Origin of the sequence: Dactylosporangium sp. CA-139114, from assembly GCF_050955725.1 — a bacterium.
Classification (GTDB): Bacteria; Actinomycetota; Actinomycetes; order Mycobacteriales; family Micromonosporaceae; genus Dactylosporangium.
Genome location: NZ_CP192080.1, coordinates 4522385 through 4541852, shown reverse-complemented (window position 1 = coordinate 4541852; position 19468 = coordinate 4522385). Strand labels below are relative to the sequence as shown.

Genomic DNA, 19468 nt, shown 5'->3' with positions numbered 1-19468 from the left:
CGCCGCCGAGCAACATTCCTGCTCAGAACTGAGCAGGGTCGGCAGCCGTTTTCAGACACCGGCCTCAACATAGGCGGCCATTGACGGCTCATGGACCGCGAGAAACGCCTGCGGCGAGAGGTCCACGAGACCGGCCGCCCGGAACCGCTTGAGAAAGAACCCCACCCGCGAACGGGTCGTGCCGACCATTCCGGACAGGTCGTCCTGGGTGATGCGGTCGTCGATGAGTAAGTGCGAGCCGTGCACCCGGCCGAGCTTGCGGGCCAGGCTGAGCAGGGTGGCGCCGAGCCGGCGCTCCGAATCCATCATCACCAGGTTGGCGATGATCTGCTGCTGCTCGGCCACTCGCTGCGCGAGGTGCCGCACCAGGCCCTCGACCAGCTCGTCGTCGGCCAGGGCCTCGAGGAAGCGCACGACCGGGATCTGCCACACCACCGAGCGCTTCATCGCCGAGGCGGTCTCGGTGCAGCACGGCAGGAACATCGCGAGCTCACCGAGCGAGTCGCCCGGCGTGCAGATCGACAGCAGGCACTTCTTGCCGTCCTTGGCATATATGACCGTCTTCATCAGACCGGACTCGAGGAGATAGACGTTGCCGTCACTGTTGCCGTAGTTGTAGAGATTTTCGCCTTTTTCGATCGTTACCTTGGAAACGCTCGCGGGACTGTTTTCCACGAATTCCCGCAGCTTGTGACCGAACATCTCCGGCATGGCGTCATGATTGCCGATTGACACGGAGCCCCCAAGCCCACACTCGTTTCGAAACCGAGCAACGGCACCGGACTCGACCGCACAGCATGGCGGCCCGGCCGTCCGGGCACGAAGCGTAACACTACGCTGACGTAGCGCGAATCAACACCTGGCGATGTGTGTCACGTCGTGCTAGGGGGAGGTCCGCGGCGCAGATCCGCGCAGCCGATCGGCGCGCCCCACAGACAGCGCGGCCGGCAGGGGCTGGTCCGCGGGGACCACCCATGCCGGCCGGCACTGGAGCCGAGCACCCCGACACCGCGGCATCGCGGTGCCCGATGACACGCGAGGGTCACGGCGGCGCGGGTCACGGCCGGTTCCGCTGCGCGAAGTCCAGGGCCAGATCGATCAGCTCCGCGGGTCCGCGGAAGAGTGAGATGTGATCGCCGTGCGGGGCGATGTGCAGTGTCACCTCGTCGAGGCCGCGGGCGACCGCGATGGAGCCGTCGGGGTGGGCGGTCGTGTCGTCGGCGCTGGTCACCACGAGCGTGGGCAGGGCGATTCGGGGCAGGTGCCCCCGCACGTCGGTGGCCATGATGGCGCCGTTGAGCAGGCTGTAGCGATACCACAGCTCGCCCGTCGCATACGGGTAGATGACCAGGTGCGCCATGTCCTCGGGCAGCTGCTCGACGAGCGAGTTGCTCAGCACCCGGTGCACGGCGGCCGATCCGGCGCGCCCCTGCCGGGCCATGTCCAGCAGGGCCTGCAGGTTGCGCTGGTGATCGGTCTTGGGGGCGACCGGGCCGAGCTCGAAGTCGCCGTGCCACAGGCTCATGGAGGTGAAGCGGGCCGGCCACCGCACCGCGGCGTCCAGGGCGATCACCGCGCCGCCGCACAGCCCCATCAGGTGCGCGCGGCCGACGCCGAAGTGGTCCATCACCGCGATCAGGTCGGCGGCCTGCGCGGCGACGTCGGAGGCGGGGCCGTCCTCGGGGTCGCGCACGCCGGGGCCGAACAGCCAGCGGCTCTCCCAGGTCACGACGTGATGGGTCCGCTGGAGCCGGCGCACCCAGTGCTCGCTCAGCTCGACCGGCATACCGCAGGCCGAGGCGAGCACGACGGCCGGGGCGGCGGGGTCACCGGCGGCGTAGGCGGTCAGCCGCGCGCCGTCGGGCCGGAGCAGCTCGGCGCGCCGGCAGGCGGCGCCGAAGCTGCGGGCCAGCACGTCCGCGGCGGCGGCCGCGACGTCGGGTGGCTCGGGCGGGTCGGCGGCGGCTTCACGCAGCCAGGCGGCCGAGAGGTCGAGACGGCGCCCGACGACCCCGGCGAAGACGTCCGGGGCCGCCTCACCGGCGCCGAGCAGCCGGAACGCCCCGGCGCCGACCCGGTCGGCCACACAGCCGAGCAGGCGCCCGGTCGCGTGCAGCTCGACCGGGCCGGCCGCGGCGCTCGCCACGGCGACCGGCGGGCTCAGCACGCCCGCGAGCGGCCGCACACTCAGCACGCGCTCGGTGAGCCGCGCCACCGCCTCGATGGAACCGGCTCCCATCGCCTCTGACCTCCATCGCCGACGCAGCGCGCCGGCCCCTCGCCGTTGCCGTTGCTGTCCCGGAAGCGCTCAGTCGCGCCGGAACTGGTGCCCCCGGGTCGTGCGGTCGGTGAGGCGGTTGTGGCCGAAGCGATCGTCGCCCCGCACCAGCACCACACCGTAGCGATCGAGTGAGACCCGGCCGCCGTACTCCTCGATGGCATCAGTGTCCGGATACACTCTTACCGATGTCGGCACATACCGCGCGGCGAAGCCCAGCCGCATCTCGTCGGTCCGGCCGCTGTGCGGGTGGGAGGCGTGCATGAGCGTCGACCAGAACATGATCGCCTCACCCGGGCGCATCACCATCGACACGGCCTTGGACTCGTCGGGCTTCCAGTCCGGGTCGACCTGCAGCTCCCGGTAGTCGTAGCCGAAGAAGCCGCGGCGCACGCCCTCCTTGTCCCGCGCGTTGATCCCCGCCGGGTCGTAGTGCATCCGCTTGGTCTCGTCGTAGTGCATCTGCTGGTGTGAACCGGGGATGAACTGCAGGCAGCCGTTGTCCTCGTTGGCCTCGGTGAAGGCGGTCCACACGGTGATCGTGCCGCCGAAGTCCTTGGCCTCGTCCGGCCAGAGGATCTGCGGCGTGCCGGAGGCGTTGGCGAACGTGTCGGCCTGGTGCCAGTCGGTGCCCTCGTCGCCGGGGTACTTCGGGAAGAACTCCGTGCGCCAGCACAGCACGTCCGGCCCGAGCACGCTGGCCACGCGGTCGGTGATCTGCGGGCGCAGGATGTGCTCGGCGAGGAACGCCATGTCCAGGTGCCGGTCGTAGTTGGCGATGTTGGTGTTGCCCGACGTCGCCGCCTCGTCCTGGTAGACGGCGGCCGAGCGGTCCATGAGCGCGAGCCGCTCGCGCCGCCACGTCTCGCGCATCTGGTCGATCTCGTAGACCTTGAACGGGCCGAAGTATCCGCGCTCGCGGAAGCTCGCCAGCTCCTCGGCGCTCAGCGCGAAGCGGTGGGTCTCGTCAGCGATGGTCATGACTGCTCCTTGACGCAGGTGGCGATCCGCCGCAGCGTGGCGACGCCGAGCTCGCTGCCGTTGAGCTCGGTGCCGAAGCGGCGGTTCACCTCGGCGATGATCCGGATGAAGGCCAGCGACGTGGCGCCGATGTCGAACAGGTCGGTGTCGGGGTTCACCCGCTCCCGGCCGAGCACCGCGCCGGCGAGCGAGCCGACCACGGCGAGCACGTCGCCGTCGCCCGCCGCGGGGGCCGCGGCGGCGGCGGCGCGCGGGTCGTAGGCGGCCAGCGCGGCGCGGTCGGTCTTGCCCGACGGGGTCAGCGGCATCCGGTCCAGCACCCGGTACTCGGCCGGGCGCAGGTGGACCGGCAGCTCGGCCCGCGCCCGCGCGGCGAGCGCCCCGTCCAGGGCGTCGCGGCCGGCTCCGGCGGCCGGGACGACGTGGGCCACCAGGCGCAGGTCGCCGTCGCCGAAGTCGTGCGGGAGCACGGCGACGGCGCCGACGCGCGGGTCGGCGGCGAGGCAGGCCTCGATCTCGCCGGGCTCGACGCGGAAGCCGCGCACCTTGAACTGCTCGTCGGCGCGGCCGGCGTAGTACAGCTCGCCGCCCTCGCGCACGACGAGGTCGCCGGAGCGGTACAGCCGCTCGGGCTCGGCGCCGTCCACGCAGAGCGTCACGAACCGCTCGGCGGTCAGCTCCGGGCGGTCGAGGTAGCCACGGGCCACGCCGGGGCCGCCGACGTACAGCTCGCCGGCGACGCCGTCGGCGACGGGCCGGCCGTCGCCGTCCAGCACGTGCACGCGCAGGTCCGGGATCGGCACGCCGATCGGGCTGTCGCCGGGCCGGTCGAGGTCGGCGCGGCGCATGCGGCGGTAGGTGACGTGCACGCAGGTCTCGGTGATGCCGTACATGTTGACCAGCTCGGGCCGGGCGTCGCCGAAGCGTTCGATCCAGGGGCGCAGCAGCCCCGGGTCGAGGCGCTCGCCGCCGAAGACCACGCAGCGCAGCGACGGCGGCAGCTCGGTGGCGTCGGCCATCAGCTGGCGGAACATCGACGGCGTGGCGCTGAGCACCGACACGCGCTCACGGGCGAGCAGCTCGCGGAACAGCTGCGGACTGCGGGTGGCCTCGACCGGGACCACGACCACCGTGCCGCCGTGCAGCAAGGCGCCCCAGAGCTCCCAGACCGAGAAGTCGAAGCTGGTCGAGTGGACCATCGTCCAGACGTCGTCGGGCCCGTAGCCGAACCAGGACCGGGTCTGCTCGAACAGCCGCAGCACGCTGTGGTGCTCGACCCGCACGCCCTTGGGCGCCCCGGTCGAGCCGGACGTGTAGATGACATAGGCGAGGCGGTCGCCGTCGCAGCCCGGCGCGTCCGTCGGGGCGGGCCCGGGGGCCGCCGGCGAATCCAGCGGCACGACCTGCACCGGGGCGTCGGCGGGCAGTGCCGCGGCGTCGTCGGCGACGACCACCGCCACCTTGCTGTCCTCGAGCAGGTAGCGCAGGCGCGCCGCCGGGTACTCCGGGTCGAGTGACAGGTACGCCGCGCCGGCCTCGAGAATGCCCAGCAGCCCGGCGATCAGGCCGGTGCCGCGGCGGGCCGCGAGCCCGACGGTCATGTCGGGGCCGATGCCGGCCTCGCGCAGCCGGGCCGCGACCCGGCCCGCCCGCTCGGCGAGCTCCCCGTAGGTCAGCCGGCCGTCCGGCGCGACGACCGCCGTGCGGCCCGGGTCCTGCTCGGCCCGGCGGCGGAACACCTCGTGCAGGCAGGCGGCGCCATCCTCACGCATCATGCCCCCTCGTGGTCGCGAACTTCATCTCCGCACTCCGTATACGTCGGTCTGCATACATCGATGATCGTCACTTACATCGTAGCGTTGCCGCCGCATCGCTGCTGCTCACATTTGCGCAGAAGCCCGCCAGCCACGCCGCGGCCCCTTGCATCAGGCGCTGCGCCACGACGTCGACGTGGCGCTGCCGCCAGTCCTGCAGCGGCGTCCCGGCGACGAAGCGGTTGAACGCCCCCATCGCCGGGCCGCAGTGGATCTGGTAGTTTGCCCGCTGCTCGTCGTCGGCGGCCGCGGCCATCCGGGTCGAGTGCACGAAGTACCAGCGGAACACCAGCGCCATGCGGAGGCGCGGGTTGCGCTCGGCCCGGGCGAGCTCGTCCGGGCGCGTGCGGGCCAGGTAGTCCGCCGTCTCCTTCCACACCTCCTCGACGGTGCGGCCGAAGTACCGCTCCACGGTGGCCAGCTCCGCCGCGTCCAGGGCCTCCAGCGCGTCGTACTGCCGGTAGAGCTGGTAGAGCTTGTTGGCCCGGGCCGCGAACAGCGTGCCCCGCCGCACCACCTGCACCCGCGCGCCGAGCTCGAACATGTCCCCGGCCGGCGCGTACGTGGTGTCGGCGACATCGAGCCCGGCCAGCAGGTCCTTCACCGCGGCGGACGCGCCGGACTCGGGCGTGCACTGGTTCACCGAGCCGGTCACGACGAAGTCGGCGCCGAGCACGAACGCCGCCGCGACCGCCTCGGGCGAGCCCAGCCCGCCGGCCGCGCCGACGCGCACCGGCGTCGCGTACCCGTAGTGCCGCACGGTCCGGTCCCGCAGCCGCACGATGGAGGGCACGAGGGTCAGCGCGACCCCGGCGTCGGTGTGCCCGCCGGAGTCCGACTCGACGCACAGGTCGCCGCTGACCGGCAGCTCCCGCGCGACGGCCGCCTCGTCCTCGGTGAGCCGCCCGGTCTCCACCAGCTTGCGCAGCAACGGCTCCGCCGGGGGACTCAGGAACGCCTCGGCGACCTCGGGCCGCGACACCTTGGCCAGCACGTGGCGCACGGCGACCGGCCGGCCGGCGGCGTCGCGGTGCGCGCCCGAGAACCGGAACCGCACCACCGGGGCGGTCACCTGGGTGTACCCGGCCGCCTCCACGAAGCGCACGCCGTGGTCGAGGTACAGCCCGACGGTGGCGTCCTCGCGGGCGCCGTCGTCCAGGCCGTAGAGCAGGTTCATGCCGAACCGCCCGCCGCGGCCGAGCGCGGCGCCGAGCTCCCGCAGCGCGTCCTCGATCTCGTCCAGACGCAGGCCCCCGGCGCCGAAGAACCCGATGAGGCCCGCCTTGGCCATGCGGATGACGAGGGCGGTGGAGGCGATGCCCTGGTACATCGAGCCGGCCGCGTAGGCGTACCGCACGCCGTAGTCGTCGCGGAACCCCCGGCTGCCCAGGCTCTCCGCCGGGTCGGGCGGCGTGATCGCGGCCGCGGCGCGCCACAGCCCGGACAGGACGGCGCCGGGCCCCACCTCCGCCGCCTCCTCGACGCCGCACGAGCGCAGGAACAGCATCGTGTCCCACCACCGCACCGGGCTCGCGACCTGCTCGCGCAGCAGCCTCGCGATCTCGCCGGCCGGGTAGGGCCGGGCGGTCACGTTGGCCACGACCGGGATCCGCGGCGCGGCGAACGTGAAGCCGCCGAGGAACGCCCCGAACTCCCGCGCCGCGTCGCGCATGTAGCGGGAGTGGAACGGCGCGCTGACGTTCAGCGGCACCGCCCGCCCGCCGGCCGCGCGCACCGGCGCGACCAGGGCGTCGAGGCGCTCCCGGGGGCCGGAGAGCACGAGCTGCTCGTCGCTGTTGTGGTTGGCGACGTCCACGCCGTCAGGGCCGTCAGGGCCGTCACAGCCGGTCTCGCGCAGCAGCGCGGCCACCCGGTCGGCGGGGAGCCCGACGACGGCGAGCATGCCGCCCGCGGCGGCCTGGGCCATGAGCTCGCCGCGGCGCCGCACCAGCCGCACGCCGGTGGCGAAGTCGAAGCAGCCGGCGGCGAAGAGCGCGTCGTACTCCCCCAGGCTGTGCCCGGCGAGGAAGTCCGGCTCCGGCTCGCGCTCGCGGCGCTGCAGGCAGTGCAGCGCGTTGACGATGAACAGCGCCGGCTGGGCGTAGCGGGTGTCCCGCAGCCGGTTGTCCGGGTCGCGCAGACACAGCTCGCGCACGTCGTATCCGAGGATCTCGCCCGCCTCGGCCAACAGGTCGGGCCGATGGTCGAACACGTCGGCCCCCATGCCCCGCCGCTGCGATCCCTGGCCGGGAAACAGCCATGCCCGCACGATGCCTCCTTCAGCAGGTTTCGTCGGATGGGCGCGGCTCACCGGTCCCAGGGCATCCGCGCGCCGCTGGCGAACGCGGTGATGCGCTCCCGGGCCACCGGCGAGTGCATGAGACGGCCGAACTCGCGCACGGCGTCGGCCTCCATCTCCTCCGAGACGATCCACATGCGGCGGAAGTACCGCTTGAGGTCGCCGATCGTCGTGCCGTCGAGCTTCGTGGCGCGCACGAGCAGCCGCCGCAGGGCCGGCTCGGGATCGTCGGCCAGCTCGTCGACGAGGCCGCACCGGGCCGCGTCGGCGGCGCCGACCGGCAGCGTCGACAGCGTCATCGCGTAGGCGCGCTGGAAGCCGACGCGGCGGATGAGGTACGGCAGCACGCAGCACGGCAGCAACCCCCACAGCGCCTCGGGCAGGCCGAACTGGCTGCCCGGCGTCGCGTGCACGAGGTCGCTGGCGGCCACGATCCCGACCCCGCCGCCGGAGGCGCGACCGTCCACACAGGACACGACGATCCGCTCGACGGTGGTGAGCCGCTTGAGCAGTCCCAGGAATCGCTCGCCGCCGTGCGCCGCCAGGTCGTCGGTGCCCGCGGCGGCCGCGTGCAGGTCCATGCCGCTGCAGAACGCCGAGCCCTCGGCCCGCAGCACGACGACGCGGCAGCCGGGGTCGGCCTCGGCGCGGTCGAGCGCGCCGTGCAGGTCGGCCATCAGCCCGGGGGTGATGCTGTTCTGCTCGCGCGGCCGGTCCAGCGTGACGGTGAGCACGGCGCCCTCGCCGCGCAGGCGCAGGGTGCCGTTGGGTGCGGTCAGCTCCACCGGTACCTCCGGTGGAAGTCGCGGATCTCGCCGAGCACGAGCAGCCCGCGCCCCTCCATCCGGGTCTTGTAGATGTGCTCGTATGCGCCGACGTCGAAGACGTGGTCGCGCACCCCGCACATGCGGTGCAGGCTGTCGTCGGAGACGGTCTCGTACTCCGCGATGGTCAGCGGGTGCCGGGCGGCGATCGCGCCGGGCAGGTCGAGGGCGGCGAGCCGGGCGGCGGCGCCCTCGGCCACCACGCCGCTGTAGAACTCCGAGGCGCAGCCGGAGCCGTAGGAGTACAGGCCGATGCGTCTTGGCCGGTCGAAGTCGCCGTGATCGAGCAGGGCGCACAGTGCGAGGTACAGCGCCGCGGAGTAGACGTTGCCGACCTCGGTGCAGTAGCGCAGCGACGGCGTCACCCGGGCCTGGAAGTCGGCCTCGATCTGCTCGGGCGGCATGCGTTTGAGCTTGCGCAGCAGCTGGCGGTGGGCGCTGCGGACCATGCCGGCGAACGGCGTGTGCAGCACCAGGTAGTCGAAGGTGGTCATGATGTCGGCGCCGGCGACCCGCTCGGTGTAGTGCTGGTAGGACTGCTCCAGGCAGTGCATGTACGACAGCAGCGACAGGTCCGAGTCCCCCGCCTCCAGGTCCGGGCGCGGGCGCAGCGTGTCCATCACCTCGTGGCTGTAGTAGCCGTTGGCTCCGGCGTCCAGGGCGAGGATGTCGGCCTGGCGGCTGACCACGAGCGCGACCGCGCCCGCGCCCTGCGACGGCTCCCAGTAGGTGTTGCGGGCCGCGACGCTGGCCGCGTCGGCGGCGATGACGAGGGCGCGCACCTGCGGATCGGGGTGGGTGGCGACGAAGCCGGCCGCCATCTGCAGCGCCGCCGTGCCGCCGTAGCAGGCGTGCTTGGTCTCGAACGACCGGCACCGCCGGCTCAGGCCCAGCGCCTCGTGGACGTACGTGCTGATCGGCTTGCCGAAGTCCAGGCCCGACTCGGTGCCGACGATCACCAGCTCCACCCGCTCGCGGGCGTCCGGGGTCAGCGCGTCGACGATCGGCTTGGCCGCGTTGACCGCGTTGGTGACCGGATCCTCGCACGGCAGGTTCACCGATTTTCGCGTCATCAGCAGGTTGCCGAAGCGGCGCAGGTCCAGTCCCCGGGCCTCGAACAGCTGCCGCACGTCCAGCGACGCGGGGCCGATGTACGCGTTGATAGCCTCGATGCCAACGGTCGTCACACCGCCACGCTACGAAGCGCTCTCGTCGCCGTCTGCTCAAATCTGCGCAGGCGAAACACGATGGCATTGATATTTGCGAATGAGCATTCCTGAGTAGACGCGGGGCGCCGGCCGGGCGAGCATGCGGCGATGGACGACTGCAGCCTGCCGCGGCGAGCGTGCAGCGAGGTGTCCAGCGCCTGCGGCGAACCACTGTGCGCCACGGCCGGGCCCGCGGCCGGATGGGTGCTGATCGAGCAGCCCGGCCCGCTCGGCCGCCGGCCCGCCGCGCAGAGCCCACTGGTGCCGCCCGCGCTGCTCGCCGAGCTCGGCCGCCTCGGACTGCGCCCGCAGCTGATCCGCCGGCCGGGCCGGGTGCGCCCCGCCGAACACCGGACGGTCTTCCTCGCCGGCGGCGCCACCCTGCGCCGGCTGCTGGTGCGGGAGCCGGCCGACCTGCTGCGGCCCGGCGCCCGGACGGCGCTGGCCGCGCTGGCCGCCGGCGAGGTGCCGCAGCTGGGCGAGGCGTGGACCCGGCCGCTGTACCTGGCCTGCGTGCAGGGCTCCGTCGACGCCTGCTGCGCCCGGCTGGGGCGCCCCGTGGCCGAGGCGGTGCGCCGGCTGGTCGGCGACCGGCTCTGGCAGACCAGCCACCTGGGCGGCTGCCGGTTCGCGGGCAACCTGCTGTGCCTGCCGGACGGGGCGCTGTACGGCCGGCTCACCCCGGCCGCGGTCCCGGCCGTGGTGGCCGCGTGCGAGCAGGGGCGGGTCGAGCCGCGCTGGTTTCGCGGCCGGACCGGCTGGCCCCGCGCCGCCCAGGCCGCCGAGGCGCACCTGCACCGGGCGACGGGCGGCTACGGCTGGGCGGACGTGGCGCTGCACGGCGTGACCCGCGACGGCAGCGGCGGGCACCGGGTCCGCCTGGCGGTCGGCGAGGAGCGCTACGAGGTCGACGTCCGCGCCCATGACCTGCCGCCGCGGCGCACCCGATGCCCGCACGGGCACCAGTCCAGCCCGTGCCGGTTCGTCGTGGCATCGGTGCGGACGCTCAAGAGTGCGCAGACAGATCCGCGACCGGCACCGGAGCATGGATGGCGTTCAATGGCAGACTCGCGGACCGAGGAGGGGCCGATGACCCAGAACATGGTGCAGATGCACCCGATCTTCCTCAAGCAGGCGGAGTACCTGGCCAAGGGTGACCTGGACGGGCTCATGCAGTGCTACCACCCGGAGGCGATGGTCGTGCGCTTCCAGGACATTCTGACCGGCCGCGACGAGATCCGCGGCATGATCCAGGGCTACATGGACATGAACATGCAGTATCTGGAGATGCTCGAATACACGCACACCGACGACACGATCCTGATGCGCGGCGTGATGAGCGTGAAGGGCGTCGAGGAGATCGGCTTCGGCGCATACGTGCTCAAGGACGGCCTGATCTGGCGTCAGGTTTCCGGATCCGAGGGCGGAATGCGCAACTGGGACGAGGTCGAGGGCTGATCAACGACCCCACGAGAGGCATTCACGTTGTGTGCGTGAATGCACCGTGGGTATCCTCGGGCGATACGGCCGCCATTGTCGCGGAAATTGCCGGAAGCACGATCGGACGGGGCCGCGCGATCCCGCGCGGCCCCGAACTCCGCGCGCATCGCATCGCACGACGACAGGACGACGCATGCCGACCGACACGCCACCCGCCGCCGAGCCATTGCCGGCCCGCCGGCGCGCCCTGGGCACGGCCAGCGCCCTGCTGGCCCTGGCCCTGGCCTCGCTGGACCAGGCCATCGGGGCGATCCTGCCCCGGGTCGCCGCGCAGCTGCACGGGCTGCAGCTGTACGCGTGGGTCGGCACCGCCTACCTGATGTCCTGCGCCGTGGCCGTGCCGATCGCCGGCAAGCTCGGCGACCTGCTCGGGCGCAAGCCGTTCCTGATCGCCGGGATCGTGGGCTTCATGGCCTCGTCGGGGCTGTGCGGCGCCGCGCCCGGCATGGGCTGGCTGGTCGCCGCGCGCGCCCTGCAGGGTGTCTTCGCCGGCATGCTCATCGCCACGGTCTACACGGTGCTGGGCGACCTCTACCGGCCCTCCGAGCGTGCCCGGATCCAGGGCGTGGCCAGCAGCGTCTTCGGCGTCAGCTCGGTCCTCGGGCCGCTGGCCGGGGGCTTCGTCACCGACCAGTTCGGCTGGCGGTGGGTCTTCTACATCAACGTGCCGCTGGGCCTGATCGCGCTCGCCTTCGCCCTGTCGCTGCCGCGGGTGAGCGGCCACACCACCTGGCGCGACCTGGACCTGCTGGGCTCGGCGCTGCTGGCCGCGGGGCTGACCCCGCTGCTCGTCGGGTTGTCCCTGGCCGGGACCGCGCCCGGGCACCCGTCGGTCACGGCCTGGGTGCTCATGCTCGGCGGCGCCGCCGTGCTGGTCGGCTTCTACCTGGTCGAGACCCGGGTCGTGGCCCAGCCGCTGGTGCCCTTCGGGCTGTTCCGCAGCAACCCGTTCACCGTCGCCATCGTCATCGCGTTCCTGTCCACGTTCGGCATGATGGCCGCGGTGTACTTCGCCCCCCTGCTGTTCCAGGGCGTGCTCGGGCAGAGCCCGACCCGCTCGGGCACGCTGCTCGCGCCGCTGATGCTCGGCCTGATCGTCACCAGCACGCTCACCGGCCGGCTGCTGTCGCGGGTGCCGCGGTACCGCTACCTGGCCACCGGCGCGCTGGCCGGGCTCGCCGCCGCGCTGGCGATCCTGGCCTACACCCGCCCGGGCGCCGGCGGCGGCCCGGCGACGCTGGCGATGGTCCTCGTCGGCCTCGGCATGGGCGTGCTGCTGCCGCTGACCACCTCGGTGGTGCAGAACGCGGTCAAGCGCAGCCACCTCGGGGCCGGCACCAGCCAGATCCAGTTCTGGCGGGTCATGTCCGGCCCGGTCTCGGTGGCGGTGCTCGGCGCCGTGCTGTCGGCCGGGCTGGCCGGGAAGGTGTCCGAGCGGCTCGCCACCGTCGGGCTGCCGCCCGGGGTCGCCCTGCCCGGCGGCCTCGCCGACGGCGACCCGCACAGCGCGCTGGACCCCGCGGCACTGGCCCGGATGCGCGACACCCTGCCCCCGGACCGCCCGGATCTCTACGACGCCATCGTCGGCGCCGTCCGCCTCGGCGTCGCCGACGCCCTGCACACCGTCTTCCTGGTCGCCGCGGTCATCGCCGTCGCGGCCGCGGTTGCCAGCCTGTTCCTGCGCGAGGTACCACAGTCGGACCCCGTGCCCGGCCCCACCGATCAAGCCGCCGGCCGCCCCGCGGCCGCCGCCCGCGACGGGGCCTGAGCGCTCCGGCATCCCGACGGGCCCAGCCGCCTGCGTGGCGACCGGCCGGCCGAGCCCAGAGAGGATCGCCATGTCCCAGCCCCCCGCGCTCCCGGGGCGCCGCGAGTGCCCGCTCGACCCGCCACAGCAGCTGGGCGACCTGCGCCGCGAGCGTCCGGTCGCCCGGGTCCGCCTGTGGAACGACGACGAGGCGTGGCTCGTCACCCGGCACGACCTGGCCCGGCAGGTCCTGCAGGACCGCCGCTTCAGCGCCGACGCGACGAACCCGAGCTTCCCGCGGCTCAGCCCCGGCCTGCTGGTCGGCGCCGAGCGGGCCGGGCGGCGCAGCTTCAGCCGGATGGACGAGCCGGAGCACGGCGTGCTGCGCCGGATGGTCGCCCAGCCGTTCTCCACCCGCTCGGTCGAGCTGCGCCGGGCCGAGATCGAGACGGTCGTCGCCGACCTGCTCGACCAGATCGTGCACAAGGGGCCGCCGGCGGACCTCGTGCGCGACTTCGCCCTCCCGGTGCCCACGCAGATGATCTGCCACCTGCTCGGCGTGCCCTACACCGACCACGCGTTCTTCCAGGACCGCACGGCCACGGCGATCGTGGCCCGCGACGCGACGGCGGAGCAGTCCCGCACCGCCCGGGCCGAGGTGTACGCGTACCTCGACGACCTGGTCGCGGCCAAGGAGCGCGACCCCGGCGACGACCTCATCGGCGACCTCGTGCGCCGGCAGGTCCGCGAGGGCCGGCTCAGCCACGACGACGTGGTCACGATGGCGTGGCTGCTGCTCGTCGCGGGTCATGAGACGACGGCCAACATGCTGGCCCTGAGCCTGCTCACCCTGCTCACCCACGACCACCTGCGCGCGGCGATGCTCGCCGACCCGGCCGTGGTCCCGCGGGCGGTGGAGGAGCTGCTGCGGTACCACTCCGTGCTCAAGGACGGCGTCCCGCGCGTCGCGACCGAGGACGTGACCATCGGCGGCACGCTGATCCGGGCCGGCGACGGGGTGATCATCTCGCTGCCGGCGGCCAACCGGGACGACGCGGTCTTCCCGGCGCCCGACACCGTCGACTTCGACCGGCCGAACGCCCACCAGCACGTCGCGTTCGGCCACGGCCTGCACCAGTGCCTGGGCGGGACGCTGGCCAACCTCGAGCTGCAGATCGCGCTGCCGGCGGTGCTGCGCCGGCTGCCGGGGGCGCGCCTGGCCGTGCCGCTGGAGGAGATCCCGTTCCGCGACGACATGAGCGTGCACGGCGTCCACGCGCTGCCGGTGACCTGGTGACACAGCGGTGCCCCGGGGCCGAGTGGCCCCGGGGCACCTCGTGCCGGGCTGCGTCAGGACGACTTGGCGCCCTGGGTGGCGTGCATCCCCCAGTGCTGCGGGGTGAGCGCGATGTCGGTGAGGGTGGCGTCGATGAACATCCGGTCCCAGGTGCCGCCGCCCTTCTCCGGCGCGATGCGCTCGCGGGTGTAGACGTCGAGCACCTCGGGCTTCATGAACGCGCGCATGTCGATCATCGCGTAGTAGGAGCTCAGCGACTTGAGGTGCAGCAGCCAGTGGATGCGGTCGGAGCGGCCGAAGGCCTCCTCGTAGAGGAAGACGGTGACCTCGCCGCGCTGCTGCTCGTTGATCATCTCGGCGACGTCGCGGGCGAACTGCCGCCCCTCGGCGCGCAGCCCGTAGCGCAGCTGGCCGTAGCGGTGGATGATGATCCCGGCGTTGGCCGAGTGCAGGATCTCCTCCGGCGCCAGCCTGGTCTGGTGCTGCGCGGGCGGCACGACGGCGGCCCCGCCGAGCCGGTCGCCGGGGGCCGGCGGGGTCGCGTCGCCGGTGCCGTACATCCCGGTGAACTGCGGCAGCAGCACCGTCTCGCGCAGCCCGGCGTCGAGGAACATGCGCTCCCAGCCGCCCCCGCCGCGCTCGGGCGGGATGCGGTGGCGCAGGATCAGGTCGCGCCAGCCCTCGTCCCGGGTGCCCATGCGCAGCAGCGTGTCGTAGGCGTCGAACGACTTGAGGTGGATGAACCAGTGCAGCAGGTCCTTGGTGCCGAAGGTCTCCTCGTAGAGGAAGACGGTGACCAGGCCGGCGTAGTTGGTGTTCATGTACTCGGCCAGCTCGCGGGCGAACTGGCGGCCCTCCGAGCGGAAATCGCCGCGCAGCTGCCCGACGCGCTCGACGATGACGCCGGCGTTGGCCGAGTGCAGGATCTTGTCGGGGGCAACGCTGGTCTGATGCTGGGCGGACAGTACCGCCGCGTCGTGCGTCACGGTCACGGAAAACTCCTCACCAGGGGTCAGAGCGGCAGCTTGGGGCTCACGCCGCCGACGTAGGGCACCAGCACCGTGTCGTGGATGGTGCCGGGGATGAACATCGAGGCCCACGAGCCGCCGCCGCGCGAGGCCGGCACCCAGTCGCGGCCCAGCAGCTCCTCGGCCTCCGGCGTGCCGGCGGCCGCGCGCAGCGCCGGGTAGTCGGCGAGCGAGCGCAGGTGGATCAGCCAGTGGATGCGGTCCTGCTTGCCGAACGTCTCCTCGTACAGCAACGAGGTGACCAGGCCGGGCAGCGCCAGGTTGAGCCGCTCCTGCCAGGCCGCGGCGAAGTCGCGGGCCGGCTCGCGCACGTCGTAGCGGACCTCCGCGGTGCGGTGCAGCAGCGCGCCGCAGCTCGCGGTGTCGAGCTGCAGCTCGCGCGGCTGGGCCGTCTGGTTGCGCGCCGGCGGCACGAACAGCTCCTTGGGGTCGAAGCCGTCGCCGGCGTGCGTCTGGCCGTGCTGCGGGCAGAAGATCCGCTCCTGGATGCTGCCCTGCACGAACATGCGCTCCCAGTTGCCGTGGCCCTTGTCCTCGAGCCGGTCGCGCTCGGAGATGTCCTGGAAGTCCCGGTCGTGGTCGACCATCTCCAGCACCCGCTGGTAGTCGTGGGGCGACTTCAGGTGGATGTACCAGTGCAGCCGGTCGCGCGTGCCCAGCACCTCCTCGTACAGGAACGTGGTGATCGCCCCGGCCTGCGCGGTGTTGAGGTAGGCCAGCACGTCGTGGCCGAACTGGCGGCCCTCGGCGGCGAACTCGTACTGCAGCTGCCCGACCCGGTGGATGATCAGGCCGCAGTTGGCCGAGTGCAGGACCTGCCCGGGTGGCAGGGGCGCCTGGGCGGCGGCGGTGGGCACGTCCGCCGCCGGCGGGCGGATGTCCGTGGTCATGCTGGCTCTCCAGTCTTCGCGACGGGGGTGAACGTGACGGGCAGCGCGGCCAGGCCGCGCATGATGCGGGTCTCCCGCCAGCGCAGCGCGTCGGCGGGCACGGCCAGGGCGAGGTCGCCCAGCCGGCGCATGAGCGCATCGATGGCGACCTGGCCTTCGAGGCGGGCCAGCGGGGCGCCGACGCAGTAGTGGATGCCGTGGCCGAAGGCCAGGTGGGCCGGGCCGGCGCGGCCGATGTCGAGCTGCTCGGGGGCGCTGAAGCGGGCCGGGTCGCGCCCGGCCGCGCCGAGCGCGACGGTCACGACGCTGCCGGCCGGGACCCGCACGCCGTCGAGGTCGACGTCGCGCACGGCGACGCGCAGCGTGGCCTGGTGCACCGGCGCGTCGATGCGCAGGAACTCCTCGACCGCGCCGGTGATGAGTTCGGGCCGCTCGGCCAGCAGTTTGCGCTGGTCGGGCGCGCCGAGCAGGGCCAGGGTGCCGTTGGCGATGAGGTTGACGGTGGGCTCCTGGCCGGCGCCGAGCAGCAGCTCGGACATCGCCAGCAGCTCGCGCTGGGACAGCCGGCTGTCGCCGTCACGGGCGACGATGAGCGCGGAGAGCAGGTCCGGCTGCTCCTCGGGGGGCAGCGCGGCGTCGACCGTCGCGGCCTTGCGCTCCAGCAGCTCGGTGAGGAACTCGCGCATGCGCCGGTTGCCCTCCTGGCGGGTCATCGGCGCGTCGGTGACCTCGGGCCCGGTCAGCATGGCCGTGGACCACAGCCGGAAGTCGTCGCGGTGGCCGTGCGGCACGCCGAGCAGCTCGCAGATCACCGTGGCGGGCACCGGGTGCGCGTACTCGCGGATGAGGTCGGCCTCGCCACGCTCGACGAACGCGCCGATGGCCGCGTTGGCGATCCGCTCGATCATCGGCCGCAGCCGCTCGACCCGGCGCACGGTGAACGCCTTGGAGACCAGCGAGCGCAGCCGGGTGTGGTCGGGCGGGTCGGTGTTGATCAGGTGGAAGATGTAGTCGTTCTCGTCGGGCTGCTCGGCGGTGACGTAGCCGGCCTCGCGCAGCTGGTCCCAGAAGCGGCGGGGGTCCTTGGAGAAGGACGTGTTGTCGGCCAGCACGTCGCGGGCGCTGTCGTAGCGCACCACCAGCCAGTGGTGCAGGCCGTTGGGCTCTCTGACGTGGCAGGCGGCGCCGCCCTCGCGCATCGTGGCGTAGGCCGGGTAGGGGTCGGCACGGAATCCCTCGGGGTAGTCGACCGGCGCACCGGCCGCGGTGTCGCCCATGACGGCTCCAATCTGTGCTCCGCCGACCGGGCGCGGCCGGCACCGCGGAAATGATCAATGAGCAAATGGCGCATACCTCGACCAGCGTCAATCAATTGGTGCCCTTGCGTCTGCCTCATAGTGAGCATCGGCGCAATGTTCGCGGCCTTATCACGGGAAGCTGCGGAAGTCTGCTCAATATTGAGCACTGCCACGGGTTGAGGTATACCCTCGTCAACTCCCGTTCGATGGAACTTCTCTTGACCAATGACATCGGAGCGCGGTAGTCACAATCATGCAGACATCGACCGACACTGGTGAGCAGACCGTTACGCAGGTGCCTCGGCAACGCAGAAGCGTCAGTGAGCTGTGGAAGGCCCCCGAAAACGACCCCGCGTGGGCCCGCCCCGTCCTGCTGGTCATCGTCGCGTGCGCCGCATTCCTCTACCTGTGGCAGATGCGCGGCAGCGAATTCAAGCCGATCCACGGGCCGATGGTCCGCAGCATGACCCAGAGCTTCGAGAACTTCTTCTTCGGCGCGGTGGACCCCAACGGCTGGGTCGGGCTGGACAAGCTGCCCGGCTACCTGTGGCCGCAGGCGATCTCCGCGGCGATCTTCGGCTTCCACCCGTGGGCGCTGATCCTGCCCCAGGCCGTCGAGGGCGTGATCAGCGTCGTGCTGATCTACGCCATGGTGCGCCGCTGGGCCGGACTGCACGCGGGGCTGCTCGCGGCGGGCCTCTTCGCGTTCACGCCCGTGACCGCGGCCCTGTTCGGCAACCAGATCGAGGACGCGGCGCTGCTGTGCTGCCTCGTCGTGGCCGCCTACGGCTACCAGCGCGCGGTCGACTCCGGCCGCCTCGGCTGGCTGATCTTCTGCGCGGTGTGGGTGGGCCTGGCGTTCCAGGCCAAGATGCTGCAGTCGTGGCTGGTGCTGCCGGCGTTCGCGGTGGCCTACCTGCTCGCCGCGCCGGTCACCGCCGGGCGGCGCTGGGCCAACCTCGGCATCGCGGGCGCCGTCATGGTGGTCGCGTCGATGTTCTGGATGATCATCAGCCTGATCGTGCCGAAGGACAGCCGGCCCTACCTGGACGGCACGACCAACGACAACGTCTTCTCCCAGGTGTTCGGGTTCAACGGCTTCAGCCGCATGGGCGACAGCATCCACGTGCCCGGCGCGATCGTGCCGCTGCTGGGCGGCTACGCCGAGATCGAGGGCAGCCCGGAGAAGCTGTTCTGGAGCAGCCTCGGCTCGCAGATCGGCTGGATGTACCCGGTGGCCCTGGCCGGGCTGGTGCTCGGGTTCCTCTGGGGCACCACGCGCGGCGAGCGCACCGACAAGATCCGCGCCGGCCTGGTGATGTGGGGCCTGTGGCTGATCGTCACCGCGCTCGCGCTGAGCTTCGGCACCCTCGCGCACACCGCCTACGTGGCCGCGCTGGCTCCGCCCATCGCGGCGCTGGCCGCCTACGGCCTCGTGCTGCTGTGGCGCGAGTTCAACGCCGGCGGTCAGCGGGCGTGGGCACTGCCGGTGGTGCTCGCGCTGACCGTCGCCTGGGGCGCGTACTTCACCCTCTCCTACAGCGAGTTCCTGCCCGGCCTGGCCGAGGTCGTCATCGTCGTCGGGATCGTCGCCGTGGTGCTGCTCGCCCTCGCCGCAGCGCGGGGCGGGCAGCGTGGCGGCCTGAGCCGCTACGCGTTCGTCGCCGGGCTCGTGGCGATCCTGCTGCCGCCCGTGGTCTGGTCGGGATCGGTCATCTCGCCGACGTACCGCGGGACCGTCAGCGAGGCCACCGCCGGCCCCGTGCGCGGCGTCGGATTCCTGCCCAAGGGCAAGGACGCCGACGCGATGCGCAAGGTGCTGCAGCAGATCCGGCCGATCTTCGGCACCACCACCGAGCTCACCCCGGCGCAGCGCTCGCTGCTGGAGTACCTGCGCGCGCAGCAGCACGGCGAGAAGTATCTGGCCGCGATCTACCCGGAGATCCAGGCGCTGCCGCTGATCCTGGCCGAGAAGGCACCGGTGCTGCCGATGGCGGGGCTGTCGGGGCGCGCGTACACCCCGAGCACCGACGAGCTCAGCGGGCTGGTGGCGCGCAAGGAGCTGACGTACGTGTACTTCGGTGACGCCAGCGTGCTGGGCAAGCTGCTGCCCAACCCCAACACCGACGCGCTGCGGGCGTGGGTGAAGGACCACTGCACGGTGGTGCCGCCGGCCGAGTACGGCGCCAAGGCCCCGCAGAAGCCGGAGATCGGCCTCTACCGCTGCGGCGGCTGACCCTCAGCGACCCTCGCCGAACCTCGTTCGAACCAGCGTCCGCCGCTGCTCACTTTGGAGCAGCGGCG

14 protein-coding genes are annotated in these 19468 nt (G+C 72.6%); 4 read left to right on the top strand and 10 right to left on the bottom strand.

Annotated elements, in window-relative coordinates; translation table 11 throughout:
- Window positions 1–51: 51 nt before the first annotated feature.
- The 7 genes from ACQP2P_RS20600 to ACQP2P_RS20570 form a co-directional block, all read right to left on the bottom strand.
- Window positions 52–711, bottom strand: a complete 660-nt coding sequence (locus ACQP2P_RS20600) for a Crp/Fnr family transcriptional regulator (protein ID WP_433618261.1) — start codon at window positions 709–711, stop codon at window positions 52–54.
- A 346-nt stretch (window positions 712–1057) separates the two neighbouring features.
- Window positions 1058–2239: an alpha/beta fold hydrolase gene (locus ACQP2P_RS20595; protein ID WP_433618259.1), complete on the bottom strand. Its 1182-nt coding sequence runs from the start codon at window positions 2237–2239 to the stop codon at window positions 1058–1060.
- A gap of 69 nt (window positions 2240–2308) precedes the next feature.
- On the bottom strand, window positions 2309–3259 hold the full coding sequence (locus tag ACQP2P_RS20590; RefSeq protein WP_433618257.1) for a chlorinating enzyme: 951 nt from the start codon (window positions 3257–3259) through the stop codon (window positions 2309–2311).
- Entirely contained in the window at window positions 3256–5034 is a 1779-nt protein-coding gene (locus ACQP2P_RS20585) for an amino acid adenylation domain-containing protein (RefSeq protein ID WP_433618256.1), read from the bottom strand. Before ACQP2P_RS20585 ends, ACQP2P_RS20590 begins: the two co-directional genes overlap by 4 nt.
- 67 nt (window positions 5035–5101) lie before the next feature.
- Window positions 5102–7342 carry an ACP S-malonyltransferase gene (gene fabD / locus ACQP2P_RS20580; RefSeq protein WP_433618255.1) on the bottom strand — a complete coding sequence of 747 codons (2241 nt, stop codon included), beginning with the start codon at window positions 7340–7342 and terminating at the stop codon, window positions 5102–5104.
- A 38-nt stretch (window positions 7343–7380) separates the two neighbouring features.
- Complete coding sequence (locus tag ACQP2P_RS20575) at window positions 7381–8157, bottom strand: enoyl-CoA hydratase-related protein (RefSeq protein ID WP_433618253.1); 777 nt, start codon at window positions 8155–8157, stop codon at window positions 7381–7383.
- Window positions 8148–9383: a hydroxymethylglutaryl-CoA synthase family protein gene (locus ACQP2P_RS20570; protein ID WP_433618251.1), complete on the bottom strand. Its 1236-nt coding sequence runs from the start codon at window positions 9381–9383 to the stop codon at window positions 8148–8150. The genes ACQP2P_RS20575 and ACQP2P_RS20570 overlap by 10 nt, the downstream gene beginning before the upstream one ends.
- A 129-nt stretch (window positions 9384–9512) precedes the next feature.
- On the opposite strand from ACQP2P_RS20570, the gene ACQP2P_RS20565 reads away from it, so the two are divergent.
- The 3 genes from ACQP2P_RS20565 (at window position 9513) to ACQP2P_RS20555 (ending at window position 13948) form a co-directional block, all read left to right on the top strand.
- Window positions 9513–10862: a sucrase ferredoxin gene (locus tag ACQP2P_RS20565; protein ID WP_433618249.1), complete on the top strand. Its 1350-nt coding sequence runs from the start codon at window positions 9513–9515 to the stop codon at window positions 10860–10862.
- A 175-nt stretch (window positions 10863–11037) separates the two neighbouring features.
- Window positions 11038–12672, top strand: coding sequence for an MDR family MFS transporter (locus ACQP2P_RS20560; protein WP_433618247.1), 1635 nt, complete (start codon window positions 11038–11040; stop codon window positions 12670–12672).
- Between the two features lie 70 nt (window positions 12673–12742).
- Entirely contained in the window at window positions 12743–13948 is a 1206-nt protein-coding gene (locus ACQP2P_RS20555) for a cytochrome P450 (protein ID WP_433618246.1), read from the top strand.
- A gap of 53 nt (window positions 13949–14001) precedes the next feature.
- On the opposite strand, the gene ACQP2P_RS20550 is transcribed toward ACQP2P_RS20555, so the two are convergent.
- Genes ACQP2P_RS20550 through ACQP2P_RS20540 form a run of 3 tightly spaced genes read right to left on the bottom strand, consistent with a single transcriptional unit; the run spans window position 14002 to window position 17143 of the window.
- Window positions 14002–14940: a DUF6039 family protein gene (locus tag ACQP2P_RS20550; protein WP_433618244.1), complete on the bottom strand. Its 939-nt coding sequence runs from the start codon at window positions 14938–14940 to the stop codon at window positions 14002–14004.
- A 20-nt stretch (window positions 14941–14960) separates the two neighbouring features.
- Window positions 14961–15866, bottom strand: coding sequence for a DUF6039 family protein (locus ACQP2P_RS20545; RefSeq protein ID WP_433618243.1), 906 nt, complete (start codon window positions 15864–15866; stop codon window positions 14961–14963).
- A complete protein-coding gene (locus tag ACQP2P_RS20540; RefSeq protein WP_433618241.1) occupies window positions 15863–17143 on the bottom strand; it encodes a cytochrome P450 family protein in 1281 nt (426 codons plus the stop codon). The genes ACQP2P_RS20545 and ACQP2P_RS20540 overlap by 4 nt, the downstream gene beginning before the upstream one ends.
- Before the next feature lie 316 nt (window positions 17144–17459).
- On the opposite strand from ACQP2P_RS20540, the gene ACQP2P_RS20535 reads away from it, so the two are divergent.
- Window positions 17460–19400, top strand: a complete 1941-nt coding sequence (locus ACQP2P_RS20535; protein ID WP_433618240.1) for an ArnT family glycosyltransferase — start codon at window positions 17460–17462, stop codon at window positions 19398–19400.
- Window positions 19401–19468: the final 68 nt, after the last annotated feature.

Coding starts and splice junctions, on each gene's coding strand:
- ACQP2P_RS20600 (WP_433618261.1), bottom strand. CDS start 711: ATGCCGGAGATGTTCGGTCACAAGCTGCGGGAATTCGTGGAAAACAGT.
- ACQP2P_RS20595 (WP_433618259.1), bottom strand. CDS start 2,239: ATGGGAGCCGGTTCCATCGAGGCGGTGGCGCGGCTCACCGAGCGCGTG.
- ACQP2P_RS20590 (WP_433618257.1), bottom strand. CDS start 3,259: ATGACCATCGCTGACGAGACCCACCGCTTCGCGCTGAGCGCCGAGGAG.
- ACQP2P_RS20585 (WP_433618256.1), bottom strand. CDS start 5,034: ATGATGCGTGAGGATGGCGCCGCCTGCCTGCACGAGGTGTTCCGCCGC.
- ACQP2P_RS20565 (WP_433618249.1), top strand. CDS start 9,513: ATGGACGACTGCAGCCTGCCGCGGCGAGCGTGCAGCGAGGTGTCCAGC.
- ACQP2P_RS20560 (WP_433618247.1), top strand. CDS start 11,038: ATGCCGACCGACACGCCACCCGCCGCCGAGCCATTGCCGGCCCGCCGG.
- ACQP2P_RS20555 (WP_433618246.1), top strand. CDS start 12,743: ATGTCCCAGCCCCCCGCGCTCCCGGGGCGCCGCGAGTGCCCGCTCGAC.
- ACQP2P_RS20545 (WP_433618243.1), bottom strand. CDS start 15,866: ATGACCACGGACATCCGCCCGCCGGCGGCGGACGTGCCCACCGCCGCC.
- ACQP2P_RS20540 (WP_433618241.1), bottom strand. CDS start 17,143: ATGGGCGACACCGCGGCCGGTGCGCCGGTCGACTACCCCGAGGGATTC.